This window comes from Streptomyces sp. NPDC046925, assembly GCF_040644915.1.
GTDB lineage: Bacteria > Actinomycetota > Actinomycetes > Streptomycetales > Streptomycetaceae > Streptomyces.
Genome location: NZ_JBEYWZ010000003.1, coordinates 525,144 through 551,827, shown reverse-complemented (window position 1 = coordinate 551,827; position 26,684 = coordinate 525,144). Strand labels below are relative to the sequence as shown.

Genomic DNA, 26,684 nt, shown 5'->3' with positions numbered 1-26,684 from the left:
TGGCCCGCGCGGTCAGACCGCCCCGCGCGGTTCAGCCCCGTACCTCCTACGGCGCGCTGACGATCGCCGCCCGCAAAGGCGTGTCCGCCCGGACCCGGTACTCCTGGATCGCCCAGCCATTCCCGTCCGGGTCCTTGAAGTACATGAACGTGCCGCCGTCCTGCGGCGCGTGCGCCACCGGCTCCGAGATGTCCAGGCCGCGTGCCGTCAGCTCCGCGTGGGCCGCCTTCGCGTCGGCGACGCAGAGCTGGAGGCCCTGGTAGGAGCCGGGGGCCGGGGTGGGGCCGTCCATCGTGTCCCAGAGGGTGTCGGCGAGGGCGATGGAACAGCCCGAGCCCGGCGGGGTCAGCTGGACGATGCGCATGCCCGGCATGACCTCCTGGTCGATGTCCACGTGGAACCCGAGCTTGTCGCGGTAGAACTCCTTGGCCCGGTCGACGTCACTGACGGGGAGCGGGATCACCTCGAGTGTGTATTCCATGGGGCGAGTACATCAGGGCTCCGGGGAGCTGTCAGCGTGAACGGCGGCGTCCGCTCCGACGCCCCGTACCTCGCCCCGAAGCGCCCTCACGCGAAGCGCCACCGCGTCTGGCTGAACGGCTCGCCCTTGCCGAAGCCGAACGCCGTACGCGGGGCCACCTCGAAGACGTACGCGTGGCCCGCCCCGTGATGGAAGCAGCCGTCCCGCACCTCGTAGTGCCAGAAGCTGCCGTACTTCTCCTCCCACGCCGTCGCCAGAAGTTGCAGCCTGTCCTCGTCCGTGATCCGGACCGCCGCTCCCTCCACGACCAAGTCGTAACCCTTGTCCCACAGGTTCACGCCCGTGGTCAGCACCACCTCGGGGTTGGCCGCCACGTTCCGTGCCTTGCGCTCCTCGGGGCCCGTGCAGAAGTGCAGCGCGCCGTCCAGCCAGACCGCGGGCAGCGGCGTGACGTGCGGGCGCCCGTCGGGACGTACGGACGAGATCCAGAACAGCTCGGCCGCCCTGAGCTGCCGCACGGCGTCGGGCCAGGGGGTCGCTACGGCCCCCGTGCTGCTGTACCGGGCGTCCAGTTCCGTACGCGGTTGCCCGCTCGACATGCTCGCCATGGTCCGCCTCCCGTTGCCGCCAACAATGCTCCCGTCCAAGTACGGACCCCGCACGCGGGCAGAACTCATCGGTCAGGCCGTAGGCTCGGGCCAGGAGTGATCGAACGGAGGCGCGGGGATGACATTGCCGCAAGGGCGCAGGAGCAGTACGTTCACGCGGCTGCTGCGGCATGGCTTCACCGATCCGTCCGCCGCCGAGCGGCTTCTCGGCGCCCCCGAGCTGTCCGCGGTGCGGACCGATCCGGTGCTGCTCGACGCCCTGAGCGCCGCCGCCGACCCGGACCTGGCCCTCCTCGGCCTGCTGCGCCTGGTCGAGGGGCAGCCCGACGACACGAGCCGCCGGGAGCTGCTCGACACCCTGGTCAGCGCCAAGCCGCTGCGCGACCGGCTTCTCGGCGTGCTCGGCGCGTCCGAGGCCCTGGCCGATCACCTGGCCAGGCACCCCGGCGACTGGCGTGCCCTGGCCACGTACGAGCTGGCCGACCTGCACCCCGGCGTCGAGGAGTTCGAGCGCGGCCTGGAGGACGCCACCGACCCGGTCTCGCTGCGTGTCTCCTACCGCCGCTGCCTGCTCGCCATAGCGGCACGTGACGTCTGCGGCACGACGGACGTCGCCGAGGCGGCGGCCGAACTCGCGGACCTGGCGACGGCGACCCTGCGCGCCGCGCTCGGCATGGCCGAGGCGGCGGCCCCCGCCGACGCTTCGCAGTGCAGGCTCGCGGTCATCGCGATGGGCAAGTGCGGCGGCCACGAGCTGAATTACGTGTCGGACGTCGACGTGATCTTCGTCGGCGAGGCGGTGGACGGCGCCGACGAGGGCAAGGCGATCCAGGCCGCCACCCGGCTCGCCTCGCACATGATGCGGATCTGCTCGGAGACCACGGTCGAGGGCACCATCTGGCCGGTCGACGCCAACCTCCGCCCCGAGGGCCGCAACGGCCCCCTGGTGCGCACCCTCAGCAGCCACCTCGCCTACTACCAGCGGTGGGCCAAGACCTGGGAGTTCCAGGCGCTGCTCAAGGCCCGCCCGGTGGCCGGGGACCTGGCCCTCGGCGAGGAGTACGTCAGTACGCTCGCGCCCCTTGTCTGGCATGCGGCCGAGCGCGACAACTTCGTGCCCGACGTGCAGAAGATGCGCCGCCGGGTCGTGGAGAACATCCCCGCGGGCGAGGTCGACCGCGAGCTGAAGCTGGGACCCGGCGGGCTGCGGGACGTCGAATTCGCCGTACAGATGCTGCAGTTGGTGCACGGCCGCGGCGACACCTCGATCCGCAGCGGCTCGACCCTGGTGGCCCTGGAAGCACTCGCGGCAGGCGGCTATGTGGGGCGCGTGGACGCGGTCCAGCTCGACGACGCGTACCGCTTCCTGCGTTCCCTGGAGCACCGCATCCAGCTGTTCAAGATGCGGCGCACCCATCTGATCCCCGAGGACGACGCTGACCTGCGGCGCATCGGCCGCTCCCTGGGCATGCGCACGGAGCCGATCACCGAGCTGAACCGCGCCTGGAAGCGGCACACGTCGGTGGTGCGCCGCCTGCACGAGAAGCTCTTCTACCGCCCGCTTCTGGACGCCGTGGCCCAACTGGCGCCCGGCGAGACCAGGTTGAGCACCGAGGCGGCTCGCGAACGCCTGGTGGCCCTCGGCTACCACGACCCCGCGGCCGCCCTGCGCCACCTGGAGGCCCTGGCCTCCGGCGTCACCCGCAAGGCGGCGATCCAGCGCACCCTGCTGCCCGTGCTCCTGGGCTGGTTCGCGGACTCGGCGGACCCCGACGCGGGCCTCCTGAACTTCCGCAAGGTCTCCGACGCCCTCGGCAAAACCCCCTGGTATCTGCGGCTCCTGCGCGACGAGGGCGCCGCGGCCGAGAACCTCGCCCGCGTCCTGTCCGCCGGACGCCTCGCCCCCGACCTCCTCATGCGCGCCCCCGAAGCGGTGGCCCTGCTCGGCGACCAGCGCGGCCTCGAACCGCGCGACCACGCCCACCTGGAGCAGGAGGTCCTGGCCGCGGTGGGCCGCGCGGACGGCGGCGAACAGGCCGTCGCGGCGGCGCGCGGCGTACGCCGCCGCGAGCTGTTCCGCACGACGGCGGCGGACATCATCGGCTCGTACGGCACCGAGGAGAGCCCAGCCGAGGCCGATCCCGGCGCCCTGGTGGACCGGGTGGGCGACGCGGTCTCCGACCTCACGGCCGCGACGATCGCGGGGACGCTGCGCGCGGTGGTCCGCGAGGGCTGGGGCGACACGCTTCCGGTGCGGTTCGCGGTGATCGGCATGGGCCGCCTCGGCGGCCACGAACTGGGGTACGGCTCGGACGCGGACGTCCTGTTCGTCCACGAGGCACGTGAGGGCGTGGGGGACCAGGAGGCGGGCAACGCGGCCGCCAAGGTGGTCTCGGAGATGCGCAGGCTCCTCCAGATCCCCAGCGCGGACCCGCCGCTCCTGATCGACACGGATCTGCGGCCCGAGGGCAAGAGCGGCCCGCTGGTGCGCACCCTCGCGTCGTACGAGGCCTACTACCGCCGCTGGTCACTCGTCTGGGAGGCCCAGGCGCTGCTGCGTGCCGAACCCATCGCGGGGGACGCCGAGTTGGGGCGCGCCTTCATCGAACTCGTGGATCCGCTGCGCTATCCGGCGGAGGGCCTGGGCGACGACGCGATCCGCGAGATCCGCCGCCTCAAGGCCCGCATGGAGGCCGAACGCATGCCGCGCGGCGCCGACCCCACCCTGCACACCAAGCTGGGCCGCGGCGGCCTCTCGGACGTCGAGTGGACCGTCCAGCTGATGCAGCTGACGCACGGCTGGGCCGAACCGGGCCTGCGCACGACCCGCACCCGCGAAGCCCTCGCGGCGGCCTGCGCCGCCGAGCTGATCCCGACCGAGGACGCGGCGATCCTGGACGAGGCCTGGGTCCTTGCCACCCGGGTGCGCAACGCGGTGATGCTGGTGCGCGGCCGGGCCGGCGACACGTTCCCCTCGGACGGCCGGGAACTCGCGGCGGTGGGCCGCTACCTGGGATACGACCCGGGCCACGTGGGCGACATGCTGGACGACTACCGCCGCACCACACGCAGGGCACGGGCCGTGATGGAGGAGAGGTTCTACGGCGCCTAGGCGGCTGAGGCCGGGGCCGGGGCCGGATCAGGGTCCGGAGCCCGCGCCGCCACCTCGCGCGGCAGCCTGTGCGGCTGGGCCCCGTACCAGAGCCAGGCCACCGCGAAGCCGAAGGCCAGGCAGATCATGCCGCCCACCGCGTCAAGCCAGAAGTGGTTGGCGGTGGCCACGATCACGATGAGGGTCGCCGTGGGGTAGAGCAGGCCGAGGATCTTGGCCCAGGGAGCCGACGCCAGGGCGAAGATCGTCAGGCCGCACCACAGGGACCAGCCGATGTGCATCGAGGGCATCGCCGCGTACTGGTTCGACATGTGCTTGAGGTCGCCGGAGGCCATCGAACCCCACGTCTGGTGGACGAGGACCGTGTCGATGAAGTCGTGGCCGTTCATCAGGCGCGGGGGTGCGAGGGGATAGAGGTAGTAACCGAGGAGCGCGACGGCGGTTGTCGCGAACAGCACCATGCGCGTCGCCGCGTAGCGCCCCGGATGCTTGCGGAACAGCCAGACCAGGACACCGAGCGTCACCACGAAATGCAGCGTCGCGTAGTAGTAGTTCATGCCGACGATGAGCCACGACACGGAGTTCACCGCGTGGTTGACGCTCTGTTCGACGGCGATCCCCAGATGCTGCTCCGCCTGCCAGATCCAGTCGGCGTTGCGCAGGGCCTGCGCCTTCTGCTCCGGCACGGCATTGCGGACCAGGGAGTACGTCCAGTAACTGACGGCGATCAGGAGGATCTCGAACCAGAGCCGCGGGCGTCGCGGCGCGCGAAGACGGCGCAGGAATGCCCGCCCATTGCGGTCCTCTTGCTCGCCCGCGATGGGTGATGTGGTGGGCCGCTGCCGGCCTTCCAGTGTCGTCACAGTCATCTCACCCATAGGCACAGAGTCTGCCAGATTCCGACCATCCGCCCGATCATCCCAAGGTCTGGTTCAGGCCGCATTCTCTACGCCCTACGGACGAGTGCATCCCCGAGGGGAAGAAGCTGTTGAACCCCGAACGACCAGCTCCGGCATGAAGACGAATTCGCTGTGCGGGGCGGGCGTGCCGCCGATCTCCTCCAGGAGCGTACGGACGGCCGCCTGCCCCATCGACGGCACGGGTTTACGCACCGTGGTCAGGGGCGGATCGGTGAACGCGATCAACGGAGAGTCGTCGAACCCCACCACCGAGATGTCGTCGGGAACCTCGAATCCGCGCTGCCGCGCCGTCCGTATCGCGCCCAGGGCCATCATGTCGCTCGCGCACACGACGGCCGTGCAGCCGCGGTCCATCAGTGCGGACGCCGCCGCCTGCCCGCCCTCCAGCGTGTACAGCGAATGCTGGACGAGTTCGGACTCGATCTCCTGCGCAGTCAGTCCGAGCAGGTCCTGCACCGTGCGTACGAACCCCTCGATCTTCCGCTGTACGGGCACGAACCGCTTGGGGCCCAGGGCGAGGCCGATCCGGGTATGCCCCAGGGAGGCGAGGTGGGTCACCGCGAGGCGCATCGCGGCGCGGTCGTCCGGCGAGATGAAGGGCGCCTGCACCTTGGGGGAGAAGCCGTCCACGAGCACGAAGGGCACCCCCTGCGCACGCAGCTGCTCATAGCGCTGCATGTCCGCGGAGGTGTCCGCGTGCAGGCCCGAGACGAAGATGATGCCGCTGACACCGCGGTCCACCAGCATCTCCGTCAGCTCGTCCTCGGTGGAGCCGCCCGGCGTCTGCGTGGCGAGCACCGGCGTATACCCCTGCCGGGTCAGGGCTTGCCCGATGACCTGCGCGAGCGCGGGGAATATCGGGTTCTCCAGCTCCGGCGTGATGAGCCCGATCAGGCCCGCGCTGCGCTGCCGCAGCCGCACCGGGCGTTCGTAGCCGAGGACGTCGAGTGCGGCAAGCACGGATTGGCGGGTGGCCCCGGCGACGCCGGGCTTGCCGTTGAGCACCCGGCTGACCGTCGCCTCGCTGACCCCCGCCTGCGCTGCGATGTCGGCCAGTCGCGCGGTCACAGGATTGGACTGTACCGGTCACATCTCAGGCTGCCCACCAGACCGTTGAATCTGCCGGGAGCTTCGTCCCCGCGGCGCGGGGCGTCACGTCCGCGCTGGACAGGAGGACGGCGCCGGGGGTGGAGACGGTGATGGGCACGGCGGAGAGGTTCACCGTGCAGACGAACGTGCCCCGCGGCGAGGTGCGGCGGAAGGCCAGCACGCCCTCGGGGGAGTCGAGCCACTCCACGGCACGGCCCGCGCCGAGCGCCGGGTGCGCGCGGCGCACGGCGAGCGCGCCGCGGTAGAGCTCCAGGGTGGACGCGGGGTCGCCGTCCTGCGCCTCGGCCGTCAGGCCCTTCCACCCCGCGGGCTGCGGCAGCCAGCTGGGGCCGCCCTCGACCGGTCCGAAGCCGAACGGCGCCCGCTGCCCCGACCACGGCATCGGCACCCGGCACCCGTCGCGCTTCCCGTCCTGCCCCGTGCCGCGGAAGAACGCCGGGTCCTGGCGCACCTCGTCGGGCAGCTCGGTCACCTCGGGCAGGCCCAGCTCCTCGCCCTGGTAGATGTACGCGGAGCCGGGCAGCGCCAGCATCAGAAGCGTGGCGGCCTTCGCCCGGCGCAGACCGCGCGCGGCGTCGCCGTCGGCGAAGCGGGTGGCGTGGCGCACGACGTCGTGGTTGGAGAGGACCCAGGTCGCGGGCGCCTCCACGGCGTTCATCGCCGTCAGCGAGCGGTCGATGACGTCGCGCAGCCCGGCCGCGTCCCAACCGGTCGTCAGATACTCGAAGTTGAAGGCCTGGTGCAGCTCGTCGGGGCGCAGGTAGCGCGCGCTGCGCTCCACCGTCGGCGTCCACGCCTCGGCGACGGCGATCCGCTCGCCCGGGTACTCCCGGAGGATCCGCCGCCAGCTGCGGTAGATCTCGTGCACGCCGTCCTGGTCGAAGTAGGGCACGGCCTGCTTGCCGAGGAGCTTCACCTGTTCCTCGTGGCCGATGTCGGGCAGCCCCGCCGCCTTGACCAGGCCGTGGGCCACGTCGATGCGGAAGCCGTCCACGCCGAGGTCGAGCCAGAAGCGCAGGATGGAGCGGAACTCCTCGTGCACCGCCGGGTGGTCCCAGTTGAAGTCGGGCTGCTCGGGCGCGAAGAGGTGGAGGTACCACTCGCCGTCCTCGACCCGGGTCCAGGCCGGGCCGCCGAAGACGGACTCCCAGTCATTGGGCGGCAGTTGACCGCTCTCGCCCTTCCCGCTCCTGAAGTGGAAGCGTTCGCGCGGCGGCGACCCCGGCCCCGCGCGCAGCGCCTGCCTGAACCACTCGTGCTGGTCCGAGCAGTGGTTGGGCACCACGTCGACGATCACCCTGAGGTCGAGCACATGCGCCTGCCGTACGAGTTCGGCGGCGTCCGACAGGGTCCCGAACATGGGGTCGACCGCGCGGTAGTCGGCCACGTCGTACCCGGCGTCGGCCTGCGGGGACGCGTAGAAGGGGGAGAACCAGACGGCGTCCACGCCGAGCCGCTTCAGATGGGGCAGGCGGGCCGTGATGCCGGGCAGATCGCCCATGCCGTCGCCGTTCCCGTCGGCGAAGCTGCGGGGATACACCTGGTAGATGACGGCGTCGCGCCACCACTCGCGGCGCGCGGAGTCGTCGGCCGGGGCGTCGGCGGGAAGGGCGGCGGTGACGTGCTGGGTCATGAAGTCCCTCAGTAGTACGGGATGTGCGGCACTCCGTTGAACGCCCCGCGGAAGGTGAAGGTCACGACGTTCCGTGCGGGCGGAGCGCGCGGGCGCGTCGGGTACGCGCCGCAGCTCATCGGGGCCAAAGCGGTTGATCCTACCGTCAAGGAGTCCGCGCGAGCGGAGAGTTCGACGACCTCCACCGGACCGGGTCGCGCTGCCGCGGACTTCCCCCGAGGCGCGCGCCGGAGCGCTAACTTGAGGAGGCAGGCACGAGTCGGCCTGCCTCGTTCCGCGCCGAGGGGCAGTCCCGCGTGAGCGTCAAGGGCAAGGCAGTGAATACGGTCAGTACGGTCCTGGTGGTCGACGACGTACCGGCCAGCAGGTACGCGCTGAGCGCGGTCCTGCGCAGGGACGGCCATCGCGTCCTGCTCGCCGCGAGCGCGGCCGAGGCCCTGATCGAACTCGACGTACGGATGCGGGCGGGCGACCTCCCGGACGTGGCGCTCGTCGACGTGGGCCTGCCGGACATGAGCGGCTATGAGCTGTGCCGCCGCATGAAGCAGCTGCCGCCCATCGCCGCCCTGCCCGTCGTGCACTTCTCGGCGGCGGCCCGCCCGCCCGCCGACCGGTGCCGGGGGCTCGACGCGGGAGGCGAGTCCTATCTGACGGTGCCCGCCGAACCGGAGGAGATCCAGGCGGTCGTCCGGGCCGCCGTGCGCGGGGGCCGCTGCCGCAGCGACGCCCAACTGCGCGTCGGGCGGCTCGCGATGCTCGCGGGGACGATTCTGGACGTGCAGTCGGCGCGCTGCCTCGGCGAGCTGGCCGACGCGGCGGCCACCGGTACGGCACGGCTGACCGGCGGTCCCGCGACGGTGTTCGTGCTCGGCGAGGACGGCGAGATCCACCGGGGGCTCTCCCGGCGCAGAGCCGCCTCCACGCTGCCCGACGCCGCCGCGCACGAGGCGGTGGCCCGGCTGATGCGGCGCGTCATGTCGGGGCGTTCGGGCGTGCGCTACACCGTCGTACCTGCCCCGCTGTGGCCCGGCGGCTTCTTCCGCCCGGTGGGGGCCGCCGGGCCGTGGTGCGACGGGTTGCCGGAGGAGGCCGGGCTTGTCCTGGCCCGGCTGCGCGACGGGCGCACGCTGGTGTGCCTCGCGACACCCGTGCAGGAGGCAGGCCCCTCGGACGAGACGGGGCACCTCGTCGAGCGGCTCGCCCACGCCACCGCGCTCGCCGCCGAACCCCTCCTGCGGTACGAGGAGGAGCGCCACATCGCGCTGACCCTGCAACGCAGCTTCCTGCCCGCGCAGTTGCCGGAGCTGCCCGGCACGCATGTCGTCGTCCGCTATGAGCCGGCGTCGAGCCAGGCCGAGATCGGCGGGGACTTCTACGCGGCGCTTCCCACCCCGGCCGGTGTCCTGACCGGCATCGGTGATGTCGTGGGGCACTCCCTGGAGGCGGCCACGGTGATGGTCGAGATCCGGCACGCCCTGCGCGCGTACTGCGTCGAGGACCCCGATCCCGGTGTGCTCGCGCTGCGCCTCGACCGGATGCTCCAGCACTATCACCCCGGCGTGACGGCCACGATGTGCCTGAGCCTGGTCGATCCGGCCACCGGACGCACCCGGATCGCCAACGCGGGCCACATCCCGCCGCTCGTGGTGCGCGACGAGGGCACGGCCGCGTACGTCGACGCGTGCGGGCCGCTGATGGGGCTCGGCCTCGACCGGCCGGAGCCGAGCGAGGTGGTCCTCGCGTGCACCGACCGCCTGCTGATGGTGACGGACGGGCTCATCGAGACGCGCGGCACGGATCTGGCGGTGTCGATGGAGCAACTGCGGCTCGCGGCCGCGGGGGCGCCGAGAGGCGTCGCCGCCCTCTGCGACACGCTCCTCACCTGCTTCGGAAGTGCGCGCGAGGACGACATCGCACTGCTCGCGCTGCGCCGCACCGGCGCCGGGACGGTCTGAAAGAAACCGTCGCACGCACCTGTACCCACGGGCCTACCCGTCAGTACATTGACGCCATGTCTAATACGCAGAGCCGGGAGCCGAGGCCCGTCGCGTCCGAGCACATACCGCTCAAGGCACGCAAAGTCTCCTTCTCCTGGGAAGACACCCCGCTGCACTGGGTGCCGGGCGACCCCTTCGCCACGCACACGATCAACGTGCTGCACCTGCTGCTCCCGGCGGGCGAGCGCTGGTTCGTCCACGTGTACAAGCAGGTCCTGCCGTACATCCGTGACGACCGGCTCCGCGAGGACGTGATCGGCTTTATCGGCCAGGAAGCCATGCACGCGCAGGCCCACGACGAGGTCCTGCCGCACCTCAAGGAGCAGGGCCTCGACCCCACGCCCTACACCGCCCAGGTCGACTGGCTCTTCGAGAAGATGCTCGGCGACCGGACGCTGCCGCCCGGCAAGGCCCGCAAGTGGTGGCTGATGGAGCGCGTCGCGCTGATCGCCGCCATCGAGCACTACACCGCCTTCCTCGGCAACTGGGTCCTGAACGCCGACGAACTCGACCGCAGGGGCGCCGACCCGACGATGCTCGACCTGCTGCGCTGGCACGGCGCGGAAGAGGTCGAGCACCGCTCCGTCGCCTTCGAGCTCTTCATGCACGTCGACGGCAGCTACCGCCGCCGCGCCCGCACCTGGGCCACGGCCTTCTCCGCCCTGGTCTTCCTCTGGCAGCGCGGCGCGCGCTTCTTCATGGAGAACGACCCGACCCTGATCGGCGGCAAGGCGTCGTTCAAGGACTTCTACCAGGGCGGCAAGAAGGGCACGCTGCCCACCACTCCGGACATGCTCCGCTCCATCCCCCGCTATCTGAGCCGCGCCTACCACCCCTCTCACGAGGGCAGCACCGCCCAGGCCGTCGCCTACCTCGCCTCGTCACCGGCGGCCACCGCCGCCGAAACCGCGACGGAATCACTGCCGAAGGGAGCGCGCTGACATGCCCCGCATCCGCACCGTCCTGCTCGTCACCGGCGCCGCCCTGCTCGCCAAGCGGGCCATGCGGCGCCGCATCGACGCGTCCCCGCTGTGGCCGCTGCCCGCCCTGGAGGAGCCGGTGTCGGGCCGCCCGCGCTCCCGCGCGCTGCGCCTGGTCGTCACCCGGCACGAGACGGTCGCCGACGGAGTCGTACAACTGCGCCTGGAGGGCGACCACTTGCCCGCCTGGGAGCCGGGCGCCCACCTGGACCTGGTCCTGCCCTCGGGTCTCGTCCGCCAGTACTCGCTGTGCGGCGACCCGGAGGACACCTCGTCGTACACCGTCGCCACCCGGCTGATCGGCGCCGAGCAGGGCGGCCGCGGCGGCTCTCGCGAGGTGCACGAGCAGCTCCGGGAGGGGACGGAGGTCGAGGTGCGCGGCCCGCGCAACCGCTTCCCGCTGGCCGACGCCGAGTCGTACGTCTTCGTGGCGGGCGGCATCGGCATCACCCCGATCCTGCCCATGCTGCGGGCGGCCGAGGCCGCGGGCCGCGAGTGGCGGCTGCTGTACGGGGGGCGCTCCCGGGCCTCGATGCCGTTCCTGGAGGACGTGGAGAAGCTGGCGGGCACGACGGCGGGGCGGCTCACGGTCGTCGCGGAGGACGAGGGCGGCCGACCGGACCTGGCCGCCTTCCTCGCGGACCTCGCCCCCTCCGCCGCCGTCCAGGTCTGCGGGCCCGAGGGCCTGATGGAGGCGGTGGCGGCGACGCTGCCCGCGGGCGCCGCACTGCACCTGGAGCGTTTCTCGCCGCACACCTCCGCGGACGGCAACGGCACCTTCGAGGTGGAACTGCGCCGCAGCAAACGGACCCTCACCGTGCCCGCCGACACCACGGTCCTCTCCGCGGTGCGCGCGGAGCTGCCCGATACCGCGTACTCCTGCGAGCAGGGATTCTGCGGAACCTGCCAACAGCGCGTCCTGGAAGGGGAGATCGACCACCGGGACGAACTGCTCACGGACGCCGAGCGCGCCGATTCGATGCTGATCTGCGTGTCGAGGGCGAGCGGTGACCGAATCGTCCTGGACATGTGAGAAACGGGACGGGAGATGTGAACGGTTGGAGCGGACCAGCCCCTTGGACGGCCGGATCTGCTCGGTAAGGTGTTCGCATGACTACCGGGGTGCGCCGCAGAATGGGTGTCGAGGAGCGGCGGCAGCAGTTGATCGGGGTCGCGCTCGACCTGTTCAGCCACCGCTCGCCCGACGACGTGTCCATCGACGAGATAGCAGCGGCCGCGGGGATCTCGCGCCCGCTGGTCTACCACTACTTCCCTGGCAAACTCAGCCTGTACGAAGCCGCGTTGCAGCGCGCGGCCGACGATCTGGCCGACCGCTTCGTGGAACCCCGGGAAGGTCCGCTCGGCGCGCGCCTGCTGCGGGTGATGGGCCGCTTCCTGGACTTCGTGGACGGTCACGGCCCCGGCTTCTCCGCCTTGATGCGCGGCGGCCCCGCGGTCGGCTCCTCCACGACCAACGCGCTGATCGATTCGGTGCGGCAGGCGGCGTACGTCCAGATCCTTTCGCACCTGGGCATCACCGACCCGCCCGCCAGGCTCGAACTCGTGATCCGCTCCTGGATCTCGCTCGCCGAGTCCACGGCACTCATCTGGCTCGACGGACGCCGCATCCCGCGCGCCGAACTCGAAATCCAACTGGTCCACGACTTCGCGGCGCTCGCCGCGGTGAGCGCGGCCCACGACGAGGAGATGGCGGCGATCCTGCGCCGCATCCTCGCCGCGGAACCCCCGGAAGGCCCGTTCACGGAACTGATCACCCGCCTGATCGCACTGGCACCGCAGGAGCAGAGCAGTTGACCCACCGCCTCGCCGACGAAGAAGACATCCCCACCCTCGTCGCCCTCTACGACGGTGCCGCGCACTGGATGCGGGCCCGGGGCATCGACCAGTGGAAGCCGGGCGAGAAGGGCGCGGAGCACTTCCGCGGGCGGATCACATCGGACGAGGACGAGGTGTGGCTCGCGTACGACGGCGCGATGGTCACCGGGGCGTACGAGGTGTGGTGGGCGGACGAGCCCGCCTGGGGCGAACAGCCGCCCGTCGCCGGGTATGTGCACCGCCTGATGACGCGGCGCGGCGCTCCGGCGGGGACGGGCCGCGCGATGCTGGCGCGCGCCGAGCGGCGCATAGCGGAGGCGGGCCGCGAGCGCTGCCGCCTCGACTGCGTGTCGGCCAACCCGCGCCTGCGGGAGTACTACGAGGCTGCGGGTTACACGGTCGTGGGGGAGCTGCCCGGGAAGGTGGCGGCGGACGGGAGCACGTACGGCGTGACGCTCCTGGAGAAGGATCTGCGGGACCTGCTCCCGTCCGACGCCTGACGGCTCAGCGCAGGGTCGATACCTTCGAGCCGTCGGCGAGTCGGCCGGTCAGGCCGGCGCGTGCGCCGCGCTCCAGGGGTGCGGCCACGGTGTTGCCGGTAGTCCGCGACCCTCCGGCGGCCTTGACCGCGACGACGTCGTTGCTGCCGGCGCCGAGCAGGTACCAGTTCCCGGCACGGGACTTCCACCGCACGCCCGCGAGCACCGAGGGCTCCCGCGCACCGCACGCCGCGGAGTCCTCCGCCTTGGCCGCGACGGCCGCCGCGCCCCCCGCCTGGAACTGCGCGAGGGCCCGGCCTCCGGCGCCCCGCCAGGTGTCGGCGCGGGTGCAGAGCCAGGTCGCCGCGCCGTTCGCCTCGGGCAGCGCCTGGCGCGCGTACTGCCAGGAGTTCACGGAGCGCACGCCCTTCGAGCGGGCGTCGCCGAGCGAGCAGGCCGTCGAGGACCAGTTCGCGGCGGTGGCCTCGCGAGGGGCCTGCGGGCGGCCCGCGGTGAGATGCGCGGGGACGAGTTCGCCGAGGTCGGTGGAGAGGCGGTTCACGCCCTTGTCGTCCCGCAGCTGCAGCGCGTTCCACGAGGAGCACGCGCGGGCCTGCGCCGGACTGGCCATCGGCTCGGTGACCCCCTCGCCGTCCCGCTTGACGGCATCGGCGCTCGCCGCGGGCTTCAGCAGATCGCGTACGCCGACACCGCTCACCCAGGGCGCCGTCAGATACCGCACGTTGCCGTCGACGCGGCTCACCACCAGGGCGCTCGCCTCGGCGCTGGTCGCACCGTCCACGCGCGCGAAGTCCAGGGCGGCTCCGCTGGTGCCGTCCTTGGGCTCGGCGTACCGCACGACGCGCAGCCCGTCGTAGAGGAGCACGACCCGGGCCGCGTCGACCTCACCGGCGAAGAGGAGTTGCGCGGGCCCGGCGGGCGCACCCGCCGGCGTGCCGGTCGTCGCGGAGACCTGGACCGACTCGCCGGGCCTCGCCCAGACGGCCAGGGCACGCCGCAGCAGGGCCTGGTCGCCGGTGAGCGCGCCCCTGGCGGGCCACGTGGAGAAGTCGGCGCGGGCGGAACGTTTCCATGCCCCGGCCGACACCTTCGTCAGCTGCCCCGGATCGAGCGCGGCCTGCGCGGCGGGGTTCTGCGCGTACGCGGGCGCCGCGGCCCCGTCGGGGCCCCACCCGTCGCCGGGAAGACCCAGGAGCGCCCCGCACACCAGGGCGGCGGCGACCGCGACGGCCGCGGCCTTCATGTGCTGCCTGCGGCGCATCAGATCGGTGGGCCGCGCCTGGAGCGAGCAGGGGTCGAACTCGGGGGACCTCAGCAGGTCGTACGCGGCCTCCACGCCGTCCGCCTCGGCAAGCGCGGCGCCCGGCTGATCGACCCCGGCCGCGTCGAGCACCTTGCGTACGTCACCGTCGGCGAGCCGCTCCAGGCCGCGCAGCACGTACGCGGCGCGAGCGGGCCCGGACAGCGCCGAGAGCCGCTGGTCCAGGGCGAGTTCATCGGCGCCCCCCGACCGCGGGAAGAGCCTGAGCCCCCACACCTGCGGCAGCAGCGGCGGCAACTGCGCACGCTTGGGCAGGGCGGTCCGCCGCAGCGGGAGCCCCGCGTCCAGCGCGGTGCGCACCACACGCTGGCGCACATACGCGTAACCGGGGTCGGCGCCACGCCCGCCCCCTTCCTCCGAACGCTGCACCGGAATGGCCTCGCCCTCGCCCGACCTGCGGCTGCGCGGCAGCGCACGCTGGGTCAGCGCGTGGGCGGTCAGGACTCTGCGGTTGCGCCCGAGGCTGGGCGGCAGGACCAGATAGGCCAGCCGCACCAGACGCGGGTAGTGCTCGACGAGGGCGGCCTCGGCCTGCTCGACGTCGACGACGCCGGAAAGATCCTGGGGCGGGGAGGGGGACTTCACATTCGACGACACGTTCAGCAAAACGAGCGAATCCTCGGATGGTCACCTCCCGGTGACCCGTCACCCCTCCCCGGCGGCCGGTCCTCCTGTCTCAGCCGACCTTCCAGTCGCTGAACTCCACGGTTCCGCGCGTTCCGTCGCCGCCGTTGGTCGCGCTCATGAAGAGCCCCACGTCCTGCGCCGCCGCTGCCCCCGGCACGGTCACGCCCGCCACTGTCCGCCAAGTGGCCCCGCCGTCCGTCGAGCACGACCCGGTCAGGACGTCGCCCTGCCGACCGAGGCGGAGCAGCACCGGTGCCTTGATGCCGGTGATGCGCTTGTAGGTGTCCAGCGTGCCGTCGCCGTTCGTGTCGTACGACAGGACCACCCCGTTCGCCGGTGTGACCGCGAGGTCGACGATGCCCGGTGATCCCGGCGTCCCCATCGCGTTGCGCGCGATGATGCCCGCTCTGGCCCACGGCCCGGTGGCCGCCTGGGCGTCGACCCGGACCGTCACCGACACACCGCTGCGCAGCGCGCCGTCGCGGTACAGCGTGCCGAACTCCGTCGTGCCCTTCCACAGGTCCGCGCCCGCGCCGTTGATGGCATAGCGGCCCTCCAACTCCCCGAACACGGCAGCGTTGTTGGTGTACTTCTTCCAGCCGGCGCTCACCGGACCCGCCTCGTAGAGCACGCCCTCGTGGACGGCCGTCACCCGCCGCTCGCCCGCGGGGCCGTAGCGCACCTCGATCTCGTACGGCAGCGGCCGCAGCGGCTGGTCGAGGGGTGTGCCCGGCGCGTTCGCCCGCCATGCCACCTTGCCCGTGCCCGCCGCGGCGACCCGGGGCAGGGACGTCGGGCCCGAGGGGTCCGCGTCGATCCCGGTCAGCTTGAAGTCGACGCGGCCCGTGGCCCGCAGGCCGTTGACGTTGCGGAAGACGGCCTCGACGCGCGCGTGGCCGCCGGGCGGCAGCGACGGCGGATCGGCGACGACTTCGAGGGACCCCTGGTAGGGAGCGCGGGCCAGCACGTCCCGCACCCGTGAGGCGGTGCGGTACGCGTCGCCGATGCCCCGCAGGGGATAGTCCTTGCGCTCGCGGGTCCACGGCTCCTCCACCGCGAACCAGTCCACCTCACGCGGCGCGCGCCCCGCCGCGAGGGCGTCGGCAAGCTCGTCGAGCCACTTCTGCCAGCGCGGGACGTAGAAGTCGGCCATCAGGCCCGACCACTCGCGGTTCCCGTACTCGTGCAGCTTGCCGCCCTCGGAGGTCGACCGGCCGCCCCACACCGTGATCAGGACCTTGGCGGTCCGCTCGAACTCGGCGCGCTCGGCGTCGTTCGTGCCCATCCTGCGGGCCGATTCGACCCAAGGGCCGAGCAGGAAGGCCGAGTTGGTCGCCGTCAACTCGTCCGCGAGGCGCATCAGCCTCAGCCACAGGGTGGACAGCGCCTTGAAGGTGCCGGCGTCCTTTCGCCCGTACGCGGTCCGGAGCTGCGGCAGCAGCTGCCGGCTCCGGTGGGCGAGCGCCTGCCGGGCCACGTCCACCACGTCGTACCGGTAGGCGGCGCTGCCCCGCAGCGCACCGCCGACCCCGATGAGGCCGGAGAGCGCGGCGTCGAAGCGGCCGGGGTCGTAGGTCAGGGCGCGCGGCGCGTACTCGGCGGCGCGGTTGGCCGCCAGGTCCGGACGGGCGGCGAACAGGGAGTCGTGCGGGTCGCTGCGCTCGACGGCGGTGTGCCGGTAGGCGGTGTCGTGCAGGGCCCGCCAGGCGCGCCGGGCGTCGGTGTCGCGTGCGCCGTAGCGGAAGTCCGCGTACCCGTCGAACCAGGCCTTCAGGTCGGGCTTCTCCTTCGTCCAGGCCAGCTCGGAGAAGAGCTCGAAGGCGGCCGGGTCGCGGTCCGTGGCCTCCGGCATGAACGCCGTCCCGACGAGCGCGCTGTCGTTCTTGTCCCGCCAGGCGAAGAACTTCTCGTTCCAGATGTGGGCCCTGGCGCCGATCGTCGTACGGCCGCCGAAGTTCGGGATGGTGCCGAACGCGTACGGTGTGCCGCCCCAGTCCTTCTCGCGGTCGGTGACGCTCGTGAACCGGTCGGAGACGCCGTCCACGATCAGCATGCGGCGCCGGTCGATCGCGTCGAGGAGCTCGGGCAGCGGATTGGCCTCCCAGCCCAGGATCACCCAGGTCGCGCCGGGGCGGGACTTCCGCAGGGCCTTCTCGACGCCGCGCGCCGCGTCGGGCACCGGGACGTCCCCGGCGGTGCCGCCCTCGTGAAGCAGGTCCATCTTGAAGTTGTCGGCCGCCCCGAAGAGCTGCTCCTGGTGCCGGTAGAAGGAGGCGGCGACCTTCCCGAAGGACGCGGTACGGGGGTCGAGCCAGTCGGGCCGCTTGAACCCGTGCCAGGTGCCCTGCGGGATCACCCGCGCGTCCCCGCCGTTGCGGGCCACGAACCCGTCGGGCACGTGCCCGTAGTAGCCGGGGAGCACCGGCGCCATGCCAAGCGAGCGCAGCCGGTCGACGATTCTGCGGCCGAGTCCGGCCCGGTCCGCGATGACTTCGGGCGACAGCGGCCCCCCGTACCCCGAGAGGTTCTGGAGCAGCCACCACGCCTGGTGCGAGGGGGCGGGCAGCCACGCGCGCGCCTCGGCGTCGCTGTAGCCGAAGTCCTGGAGCACCCGGTGGTAGACGGCCTCCGCACCGGCGATCACCAGAACCTCGTTGCAGCCGTGCAGGGCGAGTACGTCGATCATGCGTTCCCAGTACGCCCAGTCGGCGTGCGGCGCGGTGTACCCGTCGTTCGTGTCGTTCAGGGCGAACCGGTGGGGGAGCGCGGTGGACCGCTCCAGGGGGCGCGAGGGGGCGGGCAGTCTGCGCGGCAGGTCCAGCTGGTCGCCGTTCCAGGCGATGTGGGCCCCGCAGACGTACTTCAGATACCAGTGGACCCCGGTGAGCAGCACGGCGGGCGTCGTCCCGGTCACCTCGATGCGCCCGGTCGCGCCCGAAACCCGGAAACGGTCCGTGCCGCCCTTCGCGGGGACGAGTCTGAGCCGGAACTGTTCCGCGTGATGCGGCAGGAGTCTGTTGAGTGCTGAGCGCGCGGAATCCGTATCGAAGGCGTGGGCGGGGTCCCGGACGGGCCCCTCGGCGGCGTGGGCGGGAACCGTCACACCGCCGACGGCGGCACCGAGGCCGATGGCCCCGGCGGTGCCGAGCACGGAACGTCGAGACGGATCGGACATGTGTACCCCCTGGGTCTGATGGTGCGGCGCACGGTATCCGTGCGGCGTCCAGCGCTCAACGGTGCATACGGAGATGGCGAGTTCGGCTCGCCTGACGGGACTGGAGGGACGATGAAGGCAGCGCGGAAGACGCTTGGGGGCGCGAAGAAGGGCATGCGCGGGCGCATGCTGTCGGGCATGGGTGCGGGACTGCTGATGATGCTCGTGGCGTGCGGCTCGGACGGCGACGACGCGCCGCCGGACACGGCGAGCGGCAGCCTTGAGCAGCTGGCGGCCAAGGCGCGGTGCAAGCCCGACATCCAGACGGACGCGGCCGAACTGCGGCAGGCCACCTGTGACAAAGGTGCCCGCCGCTACGTCCTAGTAACCTTTACAAATGCCCGTGGCCAGGCCGAATGGTTCGACGAGGCGGCCGATTACGGCGGCACGTACCTCATCGGCAAGAAGTGGATCGCGGTCGGCGAGGAGAACGTGGTCATGCGGCTGCGCGGCCGGCTCGGCGGGACGGTGGAGAAGTCCTCGCACCACTCGGGGAGTAGCGGTGGTGGGGATCACGAGGACGGAGGCCCGGGGCATTCGGGCCACTCCGGTCACCACACGAGCTGACCGCGCAGCAGTAGGGGGTCAAGCCTGCGCACTGGGCCGGCTCGGCTCAGGTGCAGCGCTTGTTTCCGTTGATGCATTTGGCCATGCGGTTCATCAGCTTCTCGTCGAAGACGTTGATGAAGTCTCCGTGGTCGGTGATCGGCTTGTGCAGCTGCTCGGGGAACGAGTCGACGGCGAATCCCGGACCCGGCGGCACGTCGTACACGATGCGCTGCACCAGCTGCGGAATGGCCTTGAAGCCCTGCGGGCAGGCGCCGCTCCGCTCGTCGGCGAAGGCCACGTGCGTGCGGTGATTGGCGCTGTCGGTGTTCTGGCCGTCCCAGCAGCTCTGGAAGTTGAACGTCCGCACGACCTGGCTGCCCTCGGGGCAGATCGGGTACTTGTCCTTCAGCTGCCGGTCCTCGAAGCCGGTGCAGCTCCAGGAGGCGTTGGCGTTCGCGTCGCCGTTGGTCAGCGACTTGGCGTCACCGGTGATGATGCGCAGGAAGCGCGGCATCGCGACAACCTTGCTCGTCGGATTCCCGGCGAATTTCAGCGTGACCGAGGTCGGCGTCTGGATCTGGCCGACATTCTGGTCCTTGCCGCCGCCGTCCGCGCCGACGTCGTTCTCGTCCTCTCCGTTCTGGAGCCGCAGGACCGGCCAGTAGTAGGTGGACTTGTCTCCCTGATTGCGGCACGTGGTGTCGCCGTTCGCGAGATCTTCATCGCTGGAGAAGGCGTCCGTGGCCTGATTTCCGATGTAATCGTGCATGTGGTGGGCGCCATTGCTCACACCGGGCGCGGCGATGACATTGTCCGGATTGAACTTGCCGTTCTCGTTCGTCCCGCACTTCGTGGTGAAGGTGCCGCGCGAGGCACCGCGCTGTTTGCCGGGGCGGTTGACGTTGGGCTGGACGGACTGGATGTCGACGAAGTCGGAGGCCTCGGGTCCGTTGCCGTTCTGCTGGTCCGGAGGCTGCTGCCCGCCGTCGCCGCCGTCCGGCGGCTGCTGCTGGTCCCCTCCGTCACCGGGGGGCTGCTCCTGCCCGCCGCCGTCCTGCGGAGGCTGCTGGCCGTCGCCGCCGTCGCCGCCGTTCTGCGGGGGCTGCTGCCCGGCCGAGTCGTCGGCCCGCATGGTGCACGGCGCCATGCCGTCCATGCCCCGCGGCGGCTTGCCGCCCGCCCGGTCGATCGAGGAGCCGATGCCCTCGATGGTGGGCCGCCGCTTCTCCGCGAGGGGTTCGAGCACGGCCTTGGCCTGCTCGGCGCTCCGGGCATCGGAGAACTTCTCGTACGCGGCGGTGATCTGGGTGTCGAGCTCCGCGAGCCGCCGGTCGACGTCCTCGCGGGCGCTGTCCGGTACGTCCGAAAGGCGGGTGCCGACATCCGGGCAGCTGATGGTCGCGAGACCCATTCTGCCGCGCCAGTCACCGGCCTGTGTCCTGGCGGACGGCGAATCGGAGCTTTCCCCGGCGTTCGCGTAGACATTCACCGCGACCATTCCGCCGCCGCCCAGGATTAGCGCCGCCGAGGCGGCGATGGCGCGCCCGGCGAGTTTTGATCGTTTTCTTGATGTGCGTCGTGGTGTGCGTCCCATGGGACTACGTACGCAACAGGAGTGGGCCCCGTTCAATCACCCGCGCGATTCCCCCGGGATTCCCGCGGGCGATCTTCTCAACGTCCTTGATCCAGATAGGCGAGTACGGCAAGAACCCGCCGGTTGTCGTCGTCCGAGACCGAGAGGTCCAGCTTCCCGAAGATGTTGGACGTGTGCTTGGCGATCGCCCGCTCCGTCACGACGAGCTCCGCCGCGATCGCCGCGTTCGACCGCCCCTGCGCCATGAGTTCGAGGACCTCGCGCTCGCGGGGCGTCAGCTTGCCGAGCGGCTGGTCCGACGACCGGCGCGACAGGAGCTGCTGGATCACCTGCGGGTCCATCGCGGTGCCGCCCGAAGCGACCCGGCGTACGGCGTCGATGAACTGGTCGGCGTCGAAGACCCGGTCCTTGAGGAGATAGCCGACCCCGCCGTTCCCGTCGGCGAGCAGCTCGCGCGCGTACAGCTGCTCCACGTGCTGGGAGAGCACGAGCACCGGAAGCCCCGGCCGTGCCCGCCGGGCGGCGAGCGCGCACTGGAGTCCCTCGTCCGTGTGGGACGGCGGGAGCCGGACGTCGACCACGGCGACGTCCGGCTCCAACTCGGCCAGGGCCTTGGTGAGTTCGGGCCCGGTCTCGACAGCGGCGGCGATCTCGAAGTCGAATGCCTCCAGCATCCGGACCAGACCGTCACGCAGCAGGAAGAGATCTTCGGCTAGGACAACTCGCAAGGGATCTCCATGGTCACCATGGTCGGACCGCCCGCGGGACTGCTGACGGCAAGTACGCCGTCGAATGTACCGAGTCGGCGTTCGATCCCGCTCAGCCCGGAGCCCGCCCCCATGGACGCGCCGCCCTTGCCGTTGTCGGTGACCGCGATGCGCAGATGGCCGTCGGCGTGGTGGATGTCCACCCAGACGCGGTCCGCGCCCGCGTGCTTGATGGTGTTCGTCAGCGCCTCGCTCACCGCGAAGTACGCGGCCGACTCCACCGGCTCCTCCGCGCGCCCGGCGAGCTCCACGTCCACCTCGGTCTCCACCGGAAGCCGCAGCGCCAAGGCCCTCACCGCGTCGCCGAGGCCGCGCTCGGCGAGCACCGGCGGGTGGATGCCGCGGACCAGGTCGCGCAGCTCGGTCAGCGCCTCGCCCGAGTTCTGCCGGGCCTTGGCGATCATCTCCTTGGCCTTCGCCGGGTTCTTCTCGATCATCGCCTCGATGGTGCCGAGGTCCATGCCCATCGCGACCAGCCGGGCCTGCGCGCCGTCGTGCAGATCCCGCTCGATGCGGCGCAGCTCGGCGGCCGAGGAGTCCACGGCGTCGTGCCGGGTCTCGGTCAACCGGTCCACCCGCTGGGCCAGTTCGCGCTCCCGCATGGACGTGGTGGGTGCGAGCAGGGTCCGGGCCAGGAGGAAGTGGCCGCGCACGATGGAGGGGTTGGCGAAGAGGCCGACGATGCCGAGCGCGGTGCCGAGCAGGGCGGCCATGTTGGCGTCGCTCTGCGAGGTGACGTGGATGAAGCCGTACCACTCGCCGCCGCCCGCGTCGTAGATCGGCTCCCAGACGCCGAGGGCGAGGACGTACCCGTACAGCATGTAGAGCGGCAGCGCGGGCGCGAAGATCACCGTGACGCAGCCGGCGGTCATGTCGACGAGCAGCCACTGCAGGTCCCGCCAGGTCGCCGGGTCCTTGAGGAGCAGGGAGTTGCGCTCCACGAGCCCGGTGATGCCCCGGCGCAGGTCCGAGGGGAAGGGGCGGTAGGGAGTCGGGATCTGTACGCCCGACCACGCGCCGGCCTGGGCGCGGCGCAGGTCCGCCCACTTGCGTACGGCCATCAGGAGCGGCGGGGTCGTGAAGACGCCGACGCCGATCACGATGAGGACGATCGAGACGACCGACAGCACGAAGAGCGTGATCGACCCCGCGAGCGTGGCGATCGCCAGATAGAGCCCCCGGGCTGCCGCGATCAAGGATGCACGGACCCTCGTCATTTTCTGATCCCCATCTCTTCCGGTCGCATGAGCACATTCTCACCGCTGGGGCGTGCGCCGGTCATTGGCCTCGGCACCCGAGCGCGGGGTGTACCTGACGACACCCCCGTACCTCGCCCTGTGCTTCGGACAGTGGGGGCTTCGGCGGCTGGGTGGGCAGGCCCCGGATTTCTAGCGTTGTCCCTGTCATCGAACGACTTATCCGACGCTTACTTATGGGGGCGAAAACGCCATGAGGCCAAACCTCGCGGCACGACTCGGTGTGTGGAGTGCCCACCACCGCAAGACGGCCATCCTCGGCTGGCTGCTCTTCGTCGTGCTCGCCACGACCATCGGCGGGGCCTCGGGCATGGTCACCGCGTCCGACGACGAGATGGGGGTCGGCGACTCGGGCCGGGCCGCCGCGATCCTGGACGACGCGGGCGTCGAGGAGCCCGCCGGCGAGCTCGTCATGGTCAGCTCCAGGACCGCGGACGGCTGGCGGGACGCGGCGGGCGACCTCTCCGAGGCGCTGACGGCGACCGGCGAGACACGCCGGATGCAGGCGCCGCTGCCGTCAAAGGACGGCAAGGACGCGCTGCTGCGCTTCCAGATGAAGGGCGCGTCCGACGAGGCCGCCGACCGCGTCCAGCCGGTGCTCGACGCGGTGCAGAAGGCCAAGGACGACGGTGCGGGGAAGGGCATCTCCGTCTACCAGTTCGGCGACGCGAGCTCCGAGAAGCAGCTCGGCGACCTGCTCTCGGACGACCTCACCAAGGCCGAGTTCACCGCGGTGCCGCTGGCGCTCGGCATCCTCCTGGTCGCCTTCGGCGCCGTGGTCGCGGCGCTGCTTCCGGTCGGGCTCGCGCTGACCGCGTGCGTGGCCGCCTTCGGCCTGCTCTCGCTCGCCAGCCACCAGCTGCACCTCTTCGAGACGACGTACTCGGTGATGTTCCTGATGGGGCTCGCGGTCGGCGTCGACTACTGCCTGTTCTATCTGCGGCGCGAGCGGGACGAACGGGCCGCGGGACATGACGCGGAGACCGCGCTGCGGATCGCGGCGGCCACCAGCGGGCGGGCCGTGCTCGTCTCCGGACTGACCGTGATGGTCGCGATGGCGGGCATGTTCCTGTCGGGTCTGCTGCTCTTCAAGGGCTTCGCGGTCGCCACGATCCTGGTGGTCTGCGTGGCCATGCTCGGCTCGGTCACGGTCCTTCCCGCGCTGCTCTCCGCGCTCGGCGACCGGATCAACGCGGGGCGCATCCCCTTCCTGAACCGTAAGAACAGGAAGGGCGCGCACGCCAGCGGCGGCATCGCGCGCAAGATCCTCCGTCCCGTGCTCGCCGCGCCGAAGTTCTTCGCCGTCGCCTCGGTGGCCTTGCTCCTCGCCCTCGCGGCGCCCGCCGTCGGCATGAAGACCGAAGCGCTCGGCCTGGAGAAGCAGTTCGGCTCGGACGCCCCGCTCTCGGTGTCGTTCCGGGAGATCACCAAGGAGTTCCCCGGCGGCCCGGCCCCGGCCAAGATCGTCGTCAAGGCGGACGAGGCCGGCGACATCCGGTCGCAGAAGATGCGCGACGCGCTGGACGAGGTGGTGCGGGACGCGGGCAAGGGCGCCGAACTCACCGTCCACAAGAACGCGGGCGTGGCCGAGATCGACGTACCGCTGCCCGGTGACGGCAGTGGCGCCGAGGCGAAGAAGGCGCTCGGCGAGCTCAGGGACGACGTGGTGCCCGCCGCCTTCGACGGCCTGGACGCACAGGCCTACGTCGGCGGAGACCTCGCCGACTCCGTCGACTTCAGCGATCAGCTCAGCAAGGGCATCGTGCCGGTGTTCGCCTTCATCGCGGCGGTGACGTTCCTGCTGATGCTCTTCAGCTTCCGCTCGGTGGTGATCGCGGTGACGTCCATCGCCCTCAACCTGCTCTCGGTGGGCGCGGCCTATGGCGTGATGACCGCGGTCTTCCAGCACGGCTGGGGCGCGGAACTGATCGGCTCCGAGCAGGTGTGGGCGATCGAGAACTGGATGCCGCTGTTCGTCCTCGTGGTCCTCTTCGGTCTGTCGATGGACTATCACGTGTTCGTGGTCTCCCGGATCAGCGAGGCACGGGACCGGGGCCTGGACAACCGCACGGCGATCCGCGAGGGCATCACGCGCACCGCGGGCGCGGTGACGGGAGCGGCCGTGATCATGGTGGCGGTCTTCGCGGTCTTCGGCACCCTGTCCATGCAGGACATGCAGCAGATGGGCGTGGGCCTGGGCGTGGCGGTCCTGCTGGACGCGACGGTCGTACGGATGGTCCTTCTGCCGTCCCTGATGACGCTCCTGGGGGAGCGGAACTGGCGGACGCCGCGCGGGCTTTCGTGGCTGCCCCGCATCTCTCACGGCGAGCCTGTGGCGGCCGAGCAGCCTGCTCCCCGGCGGGTTCCCTCGGGCAGGGTGTAGGCCCGCACCCCTGACGGGGCGGTGGCGGGGCTGGTGACACCAGCCCCGCCACCGCCCCGTCTTCGGGTTACCGCCCCAGCGCCTTCGCTTCCAGCTCCGGGGGCAGGCCCACCGTCGGGCGGTCGGGGCGGTGCGGGGCCTGGCCGCCGATCGACTGGAGCCACGTCCATGTGTCCGCGATCGTGTCCGCCACCGGCCGTGCCCGCAGGCCCGCGGCCACCGCCTTCTCCGTCGAGGTGCGGTGCATGGAGTCGTGCATCTCGCCGGGCGGCGCCCATACCGGCAGCTGCGTCCAAGGCTCGATGCCGTGTTCGGCGATCACCGAGGGGTCGGTCCACCGCAGCTCCGTGTCGGCCGCGCCCGCCACGGCCACGCACGCCTTCAGGAACTCCTCCGTCGTGGTGTGCCCGACGGGGGAGACGATGTTGTACGGGCCGTACAGGCCCGCGAAAGCCGCGTCCAGAACCCACTGGGCGAGGTCGCGCGCGTCGATGTACTGGAGGTCCAACTCCCGTGGCCCCGGCGCCAGTACGGGCCCGCCGCGGGCGACCCGGTTCAGCCACCACGGCAGCCGCCCGATGTTCTCGTACGGACCGAGGATCAGCCCCGCGCGGGCGAGCACCGTGCGCTCCGCCCCGAACTCCGCGAGGGCCGCGAGCTCCCCGCCCCGCTTGTCCTCGGCGTAGGCCACCGCATCCGCGTCGGGCTCTCCCCCGACGAGGGCGTGGTTCTCGTCGGAGCCCGCCGCGATCGGCCACCGGTACACGGAGACGCTCGACACATAGACGTACCGTCCCGCCCGCCCGGCGAGCAGCCGCGCCGTGTCGCGCACGGCACGCGGCGCTCCCGACCAGGTGTCGACGACGACGTCCCATTCGGCGTCGGAGGCGGCGAGCGCGTCCAGGCCGCCGTCCGCCGTGCGGTCACCGAGCAGCGACACCGCACCGGCGGGTGCCTCGTGGCGCCCGCGATGGAAGACCGTCACCTCCCAGCCACGCGCGAGCGCCGCCTCGGTGACCGCCCGCCCCACGAACTCCGTACCGCCCAGCATCAGAAGTCTCATGGGGACGACTCTGCACGCCGCGTTCCGTCGGCGGAACCGGGTTCTGCTACCGGCAGACCCCGGCCCCACCGGGGAACTTCCGGGTCAGCGGGACGTCGGCGGCGCGTACTTGTAGCCCACCCGGCGCACCGTCTGGATCGTCTGACGGTGCTCGGCGCCCAGCTTGCGCCGCAGCCGCGCGACGTGGACGTCGACGGTGCGCCCGTCGCCCACGTGTCCGTACCCCCACACCGTGGTTACCAGCTGGTCGCGGGTGTGCACCCGGTGCGGGTGGGCGACGAGGTGCGCGAGCAGCTCGAACTCCAGGTACGTGAGGTCGAGCTGCCGTCCGTCGACCTGCGCGGCTCGCTGCACGGAGTCGATCCACACGGGCCCGGCGGACGCCTGCTCCTTGCCGTACCCCTGCCCCTGTCCCTGCCCCTGTGCGGCCGCCGGCTGGACCGGCTCGGGTCCGGCGGCGACGGGCGGCTCCTGACCGGCCGGTACGAGGACCAGGTAGCCGATCATCGGCGGCTGGCCCGGCAGGGTGGGCAGCGTGTGCTGGGGCGCGGGCAGCCAGGTCGCGCCCGGCGGCAGGAAGTCGGTGATCTGCACCACTTCGTCCGGGGCGACGGCGCGCAGCCGCCCCCGGCCGGGGTGGACGGGCGGCGTGGCGGTGGCCGTGGCGGCGGCGGTGGAAGCGGTGGAGGCAGAGAAGGAACGGGAGTTCGCCATGGAAGTCAGCTCTTTCGCG

General features: G+C 71.8%; 20 protein-coding genes. 8 read left to right on the top strand and 12 right to left on the bottom strand.

Features of this window, described 5'->3' with window-relative positions; translation table 11 throughout:
• Positions 1 to 46 precede the first annotated feature (46 nt).
• Positions 47 to 481 carry a VOC family protein gene (locus tag ABZ906_RS15720; protein ID WP_361198809.1) on the bottom strand — a complete coding sequence of 145 codons (435 nt, stop codon included), beginning with the start codon at positions 479 to 481 and terminating at the stop codon, positions 47 to 49.
• Positions 482 to 567: 86 nt separating this feature from the next.
• Entirely contained in the window at positions 568 to 1,080 is a 513-nt protein-coding gene (locus tag ABZ906_RS15715) for a pyridoxamine 5'-phosphate oxidase family protein (protein ID WP_361382258.1), read from the bottom strand.
• A gap of 127 nt (positions 1,081 to 1,207) precedes the next feature.
• Here ABZ906_RS15715 and ABZ906_RS15710 point away from each other — a divergent pair, with 127 nt between their 5' ends.
• Positions 1,208 to 4,201, top strand: a complete 2,994-nt coding sequence (locus tag ABZ906_RS15710) for a bifunctional [glutamine synthetase] adenylyltransferase/[glutamine synthetase]-adenylyl-L-tyrosine phosphorylase (protein ID WP_361382255.1) — start codon at positions 1,208 to 1,210, stop codon at positions 4,199 to 4,201.
• On the opposite strand, the gene ABZ906_RS15705 is transcribed toward ABZ906_RS15710, so the two are convergent.
• From ABZ906_RS15705 to ABZ906_RS15695, 3 genes are all read right to left on the bottom strand, one after another.
• Positions 4,198 to 5,079 carry a phosphatase PAP2 family protein gene (locus ABZ906_RS15705; RefSeq protein WP_361382252.1) on the bottom strand — a complete coding sequence of 294 codons (882 nt, stop codon included), beginning with the start codon at positions 5,077 to 5,079 and terminating at the stop codon, positions 4,198 to 4,200. The two genes, ABZ906_RS15710 and ABZ906_RS15705, sit on opposite strands and share 4 nt — an antisense overlap.
• A 75-nt stretch (positions 5,080 to 5,154) precedes the next feature.
• A complete protein-coding gene (locus ABZ906_RS15700) occupies positions 5,155 to 6,189 on the bottom strand; it encodes a LacI family DNA-binding transcriptional regulator (RefSeq protein WP_361198824.1) in 1,035 nt (344 codons plus the stop codon).
• Between the two features lie 25 nt (positions 6,190 to 6,214).
• Positions 6,215 to 7,864: a glycoside hydrolase family 13 protein gene (locus ABZ906_RS15695; RefSeq protein WP_361382249.1), complete on the bottom strand. Its 1,650-nt coding sequence runs from the start codon at positions 7,862 to 7,864 to the stop codon at positions 6,215 to 6,217.
• Between the two features lie 296 nt (positions 7,865 to 8,160).
• Between ABZ906_RS15695 and ABZ906_RS15690 the strand changes: the two genes are divergently transcribed.
• From ABZ906_RS15690 to ABZ906_RS15670, 5 genes are all read left to right on the top strand, one after another.
• On the top strand, positions 8,161 to 9,819 hold the full coding sequence (locus tag ABZ906_RS15690) for a fused response regulator/phosphatase (RefSeq protein WP_361382246.1): 1,659 nt from the start codon (positions 8,161 to 8,163) through the stop codon (positions 9,817 to 9,819).
• Positions 9,820 to 9,875: 56 nt separating this feature from the next.
• Complete coding sequence (locus tag ABZ906_RS15685) at positions 9,876 to 10,802, top strand: metal-dependent hydrolase (RefSeq protein ID WP_361382243.1); 927 nt, start codon at positions 9,876 to 9,878, stop codon at positions 10,800 to 10,802.
• Position 10,803: 1 nt separating this feature from the next.
• On the top strand, positions 10,804 to 11,874 hold the full coding sequence (locus tag ABZ906_RS15680) for a PDR/VanB family oxidoreductase (protein ID WP_361382240.1): 1,071 nt from the start codon (positions 10,804 to 10,806) through the stop codon (positions 11,872 to 11,874).
• 77 nt (positions 11,875 to 11,951) lie between these two features.
• Positions 11,952 to 12,656, top strand: coding sequence for a TetR/AcrR family transcriptional regulator (locus ABZ906_RS15675; RefSeq protein WP_361382237.1), 705 nt, complete (start codon positions 11,952 to 11,954; stop codon positions 12,654 to 12,656).
• The gene (locus ABZ906_RS15670; protein WP_361382234.1) at positions 12,653 to 13,177 is read left to right on the top strand and encodes a GNAT family protein; all 525 of its coding nucleotides are present in this window, start codon (positions 12,653 to 12,655) and stop codon (positions 13,175 to 13,177) included. Before ABZ906_RS15675 ends, ABZ906_RS15670 begins: the two co-directional genes overlap by 4 nt.
• 4 nt (positions 13,178 to 13,181) lie before the next feature.
• On the opposite strand, the gene ABZ906_RS15665 is transcribed toward ABZ906_RS15670, so the two are convergent.
• Entirely contained in the window at positions 13,182 to 15,095 is a 1,914-nt protein-coding gene (locus ABZ906_RS15665; protein WP_361198844.1) for a hypothetical protein, read from the bottom strand.
• Between the two features lie 79 nt (positions 15,096 to 15,174).
• Entirely contained in the window at positions 15,175 to 18,300 is a 3,126-nt protein-coding gene (locus tag ABZ906_RS15660) for an alpha-N-acetylglucosaminidase (protein WP_361382231.1), read from the bottom strand.
• A 165-nt stretch (positions 18,301 to 18,465) separates the two neighbouring features.
• Between ABZ906_RS15660 and ABZ906_RS15655 the strand changes: the two genes are divergently transcribed.
• Complete coding sequence (locus ABZ906_RS15655; RefSeq protein WP_361383193.1) at positions 18,466 to 18,906, top strand: hypothetical protein; 441 nt, start codon at positions 18,466 to 18,468, stop codon at positions 18,904 to 18,906.
• Between the two features lie 46 nt (positions 18,907 to 18,952).
• On the opposite strand, the gene ABZ906_RS15650 is transcribed toward ABZ906_RS15655, so the two are convergent.
• The 3 genes from ABZ906_RS15650 to ABZ906_RS15640 form a co-directional block, all read right to left on the bottom strand.
• Positions 18,953 to 20,482 (bottom strand): DUF1996 domain-containing protein, encoded by a 1,530-nt coding sequence (locus ABZ906_RS15650; RefSeq protein ID WP_361198850.1) that lies wholly within the window; start codon positions 20,480 to 20,482, stop codon positions 18,953 to 18,955.
• Between the two features lie 77 nt (positions 20,483 to 20,559).
• Positions 20,560 to 21,210, bottom strand: a complete 651-nt coding sequence (locus tag ABZ906_RS15645) for a response regulator transcription factor (protein ID WP_361198853.1) — start codon at positions 21,208 to 21,210, stop codon at positions 20,560 to 20,562.
• Entirely contained in the window at positions 21,195 to 22,466 is a 1,272-nt protein-coding gene (locus ABZ906_RS15640; protein ID WP_361198856.1) for a sensor domain-containing protein, read from the bottom strand. The genes ABZ906_RS15645 and ABZ906_RS15640 overlap by 16 nt, the downstream gene beginning before the upstream one ends.
• Before the next feature lie 232 nt (positions 22,467 to 22,698).
• Between ABZ906_RS15640 and ABZ906_RS15635 the strand changes: the two genes are divergently transcribed.
• On the top strand, positions 22,699 to 24,888 hold the full coding sequence (locus ABZ906_RS15635; RefSeq protein WP_361382228.1) for an MMPL family transporter: 2,190 nt from the start codon (positions 22,699 to 22,701) through the stop codon (positions 24,886 to 24,888).
• 67 nt (positions 24,889 to 24,955) lie between these two features.
• Here ABZ906_RS15635 and ABZ906_RS15630 read toward each other — a convergent pair whose 3' ends face one another.
• Positions 24,956 to 25,951, bottom strand: a complete 996-nt coding sequence (locus ABZ906_RS15630; RefSeq protein ID WP_361382225.1) for an NAD-dependent epimerase/dehydratase family protein — start codon at positions 25,949 to 25,951, stop codon at positions 24,956 to 24,958.
• Between the two features lie 84 nt (positions 25,952 to 26,035).
• Positions 26,036 to 26,665: a winged helix-turn-helix domain-containing protein gene (locus ABZ906_RS15625; protein WP_361382222.1), complete on the bottom strand. Its 630-nt coding sequence runs from the start codon at positions 26,663 to 26,665 to the stop codon at positions 26,036 to 26,038.
• Positions 26,666 to 26,684: the final 19 nt, after the last annotated feature.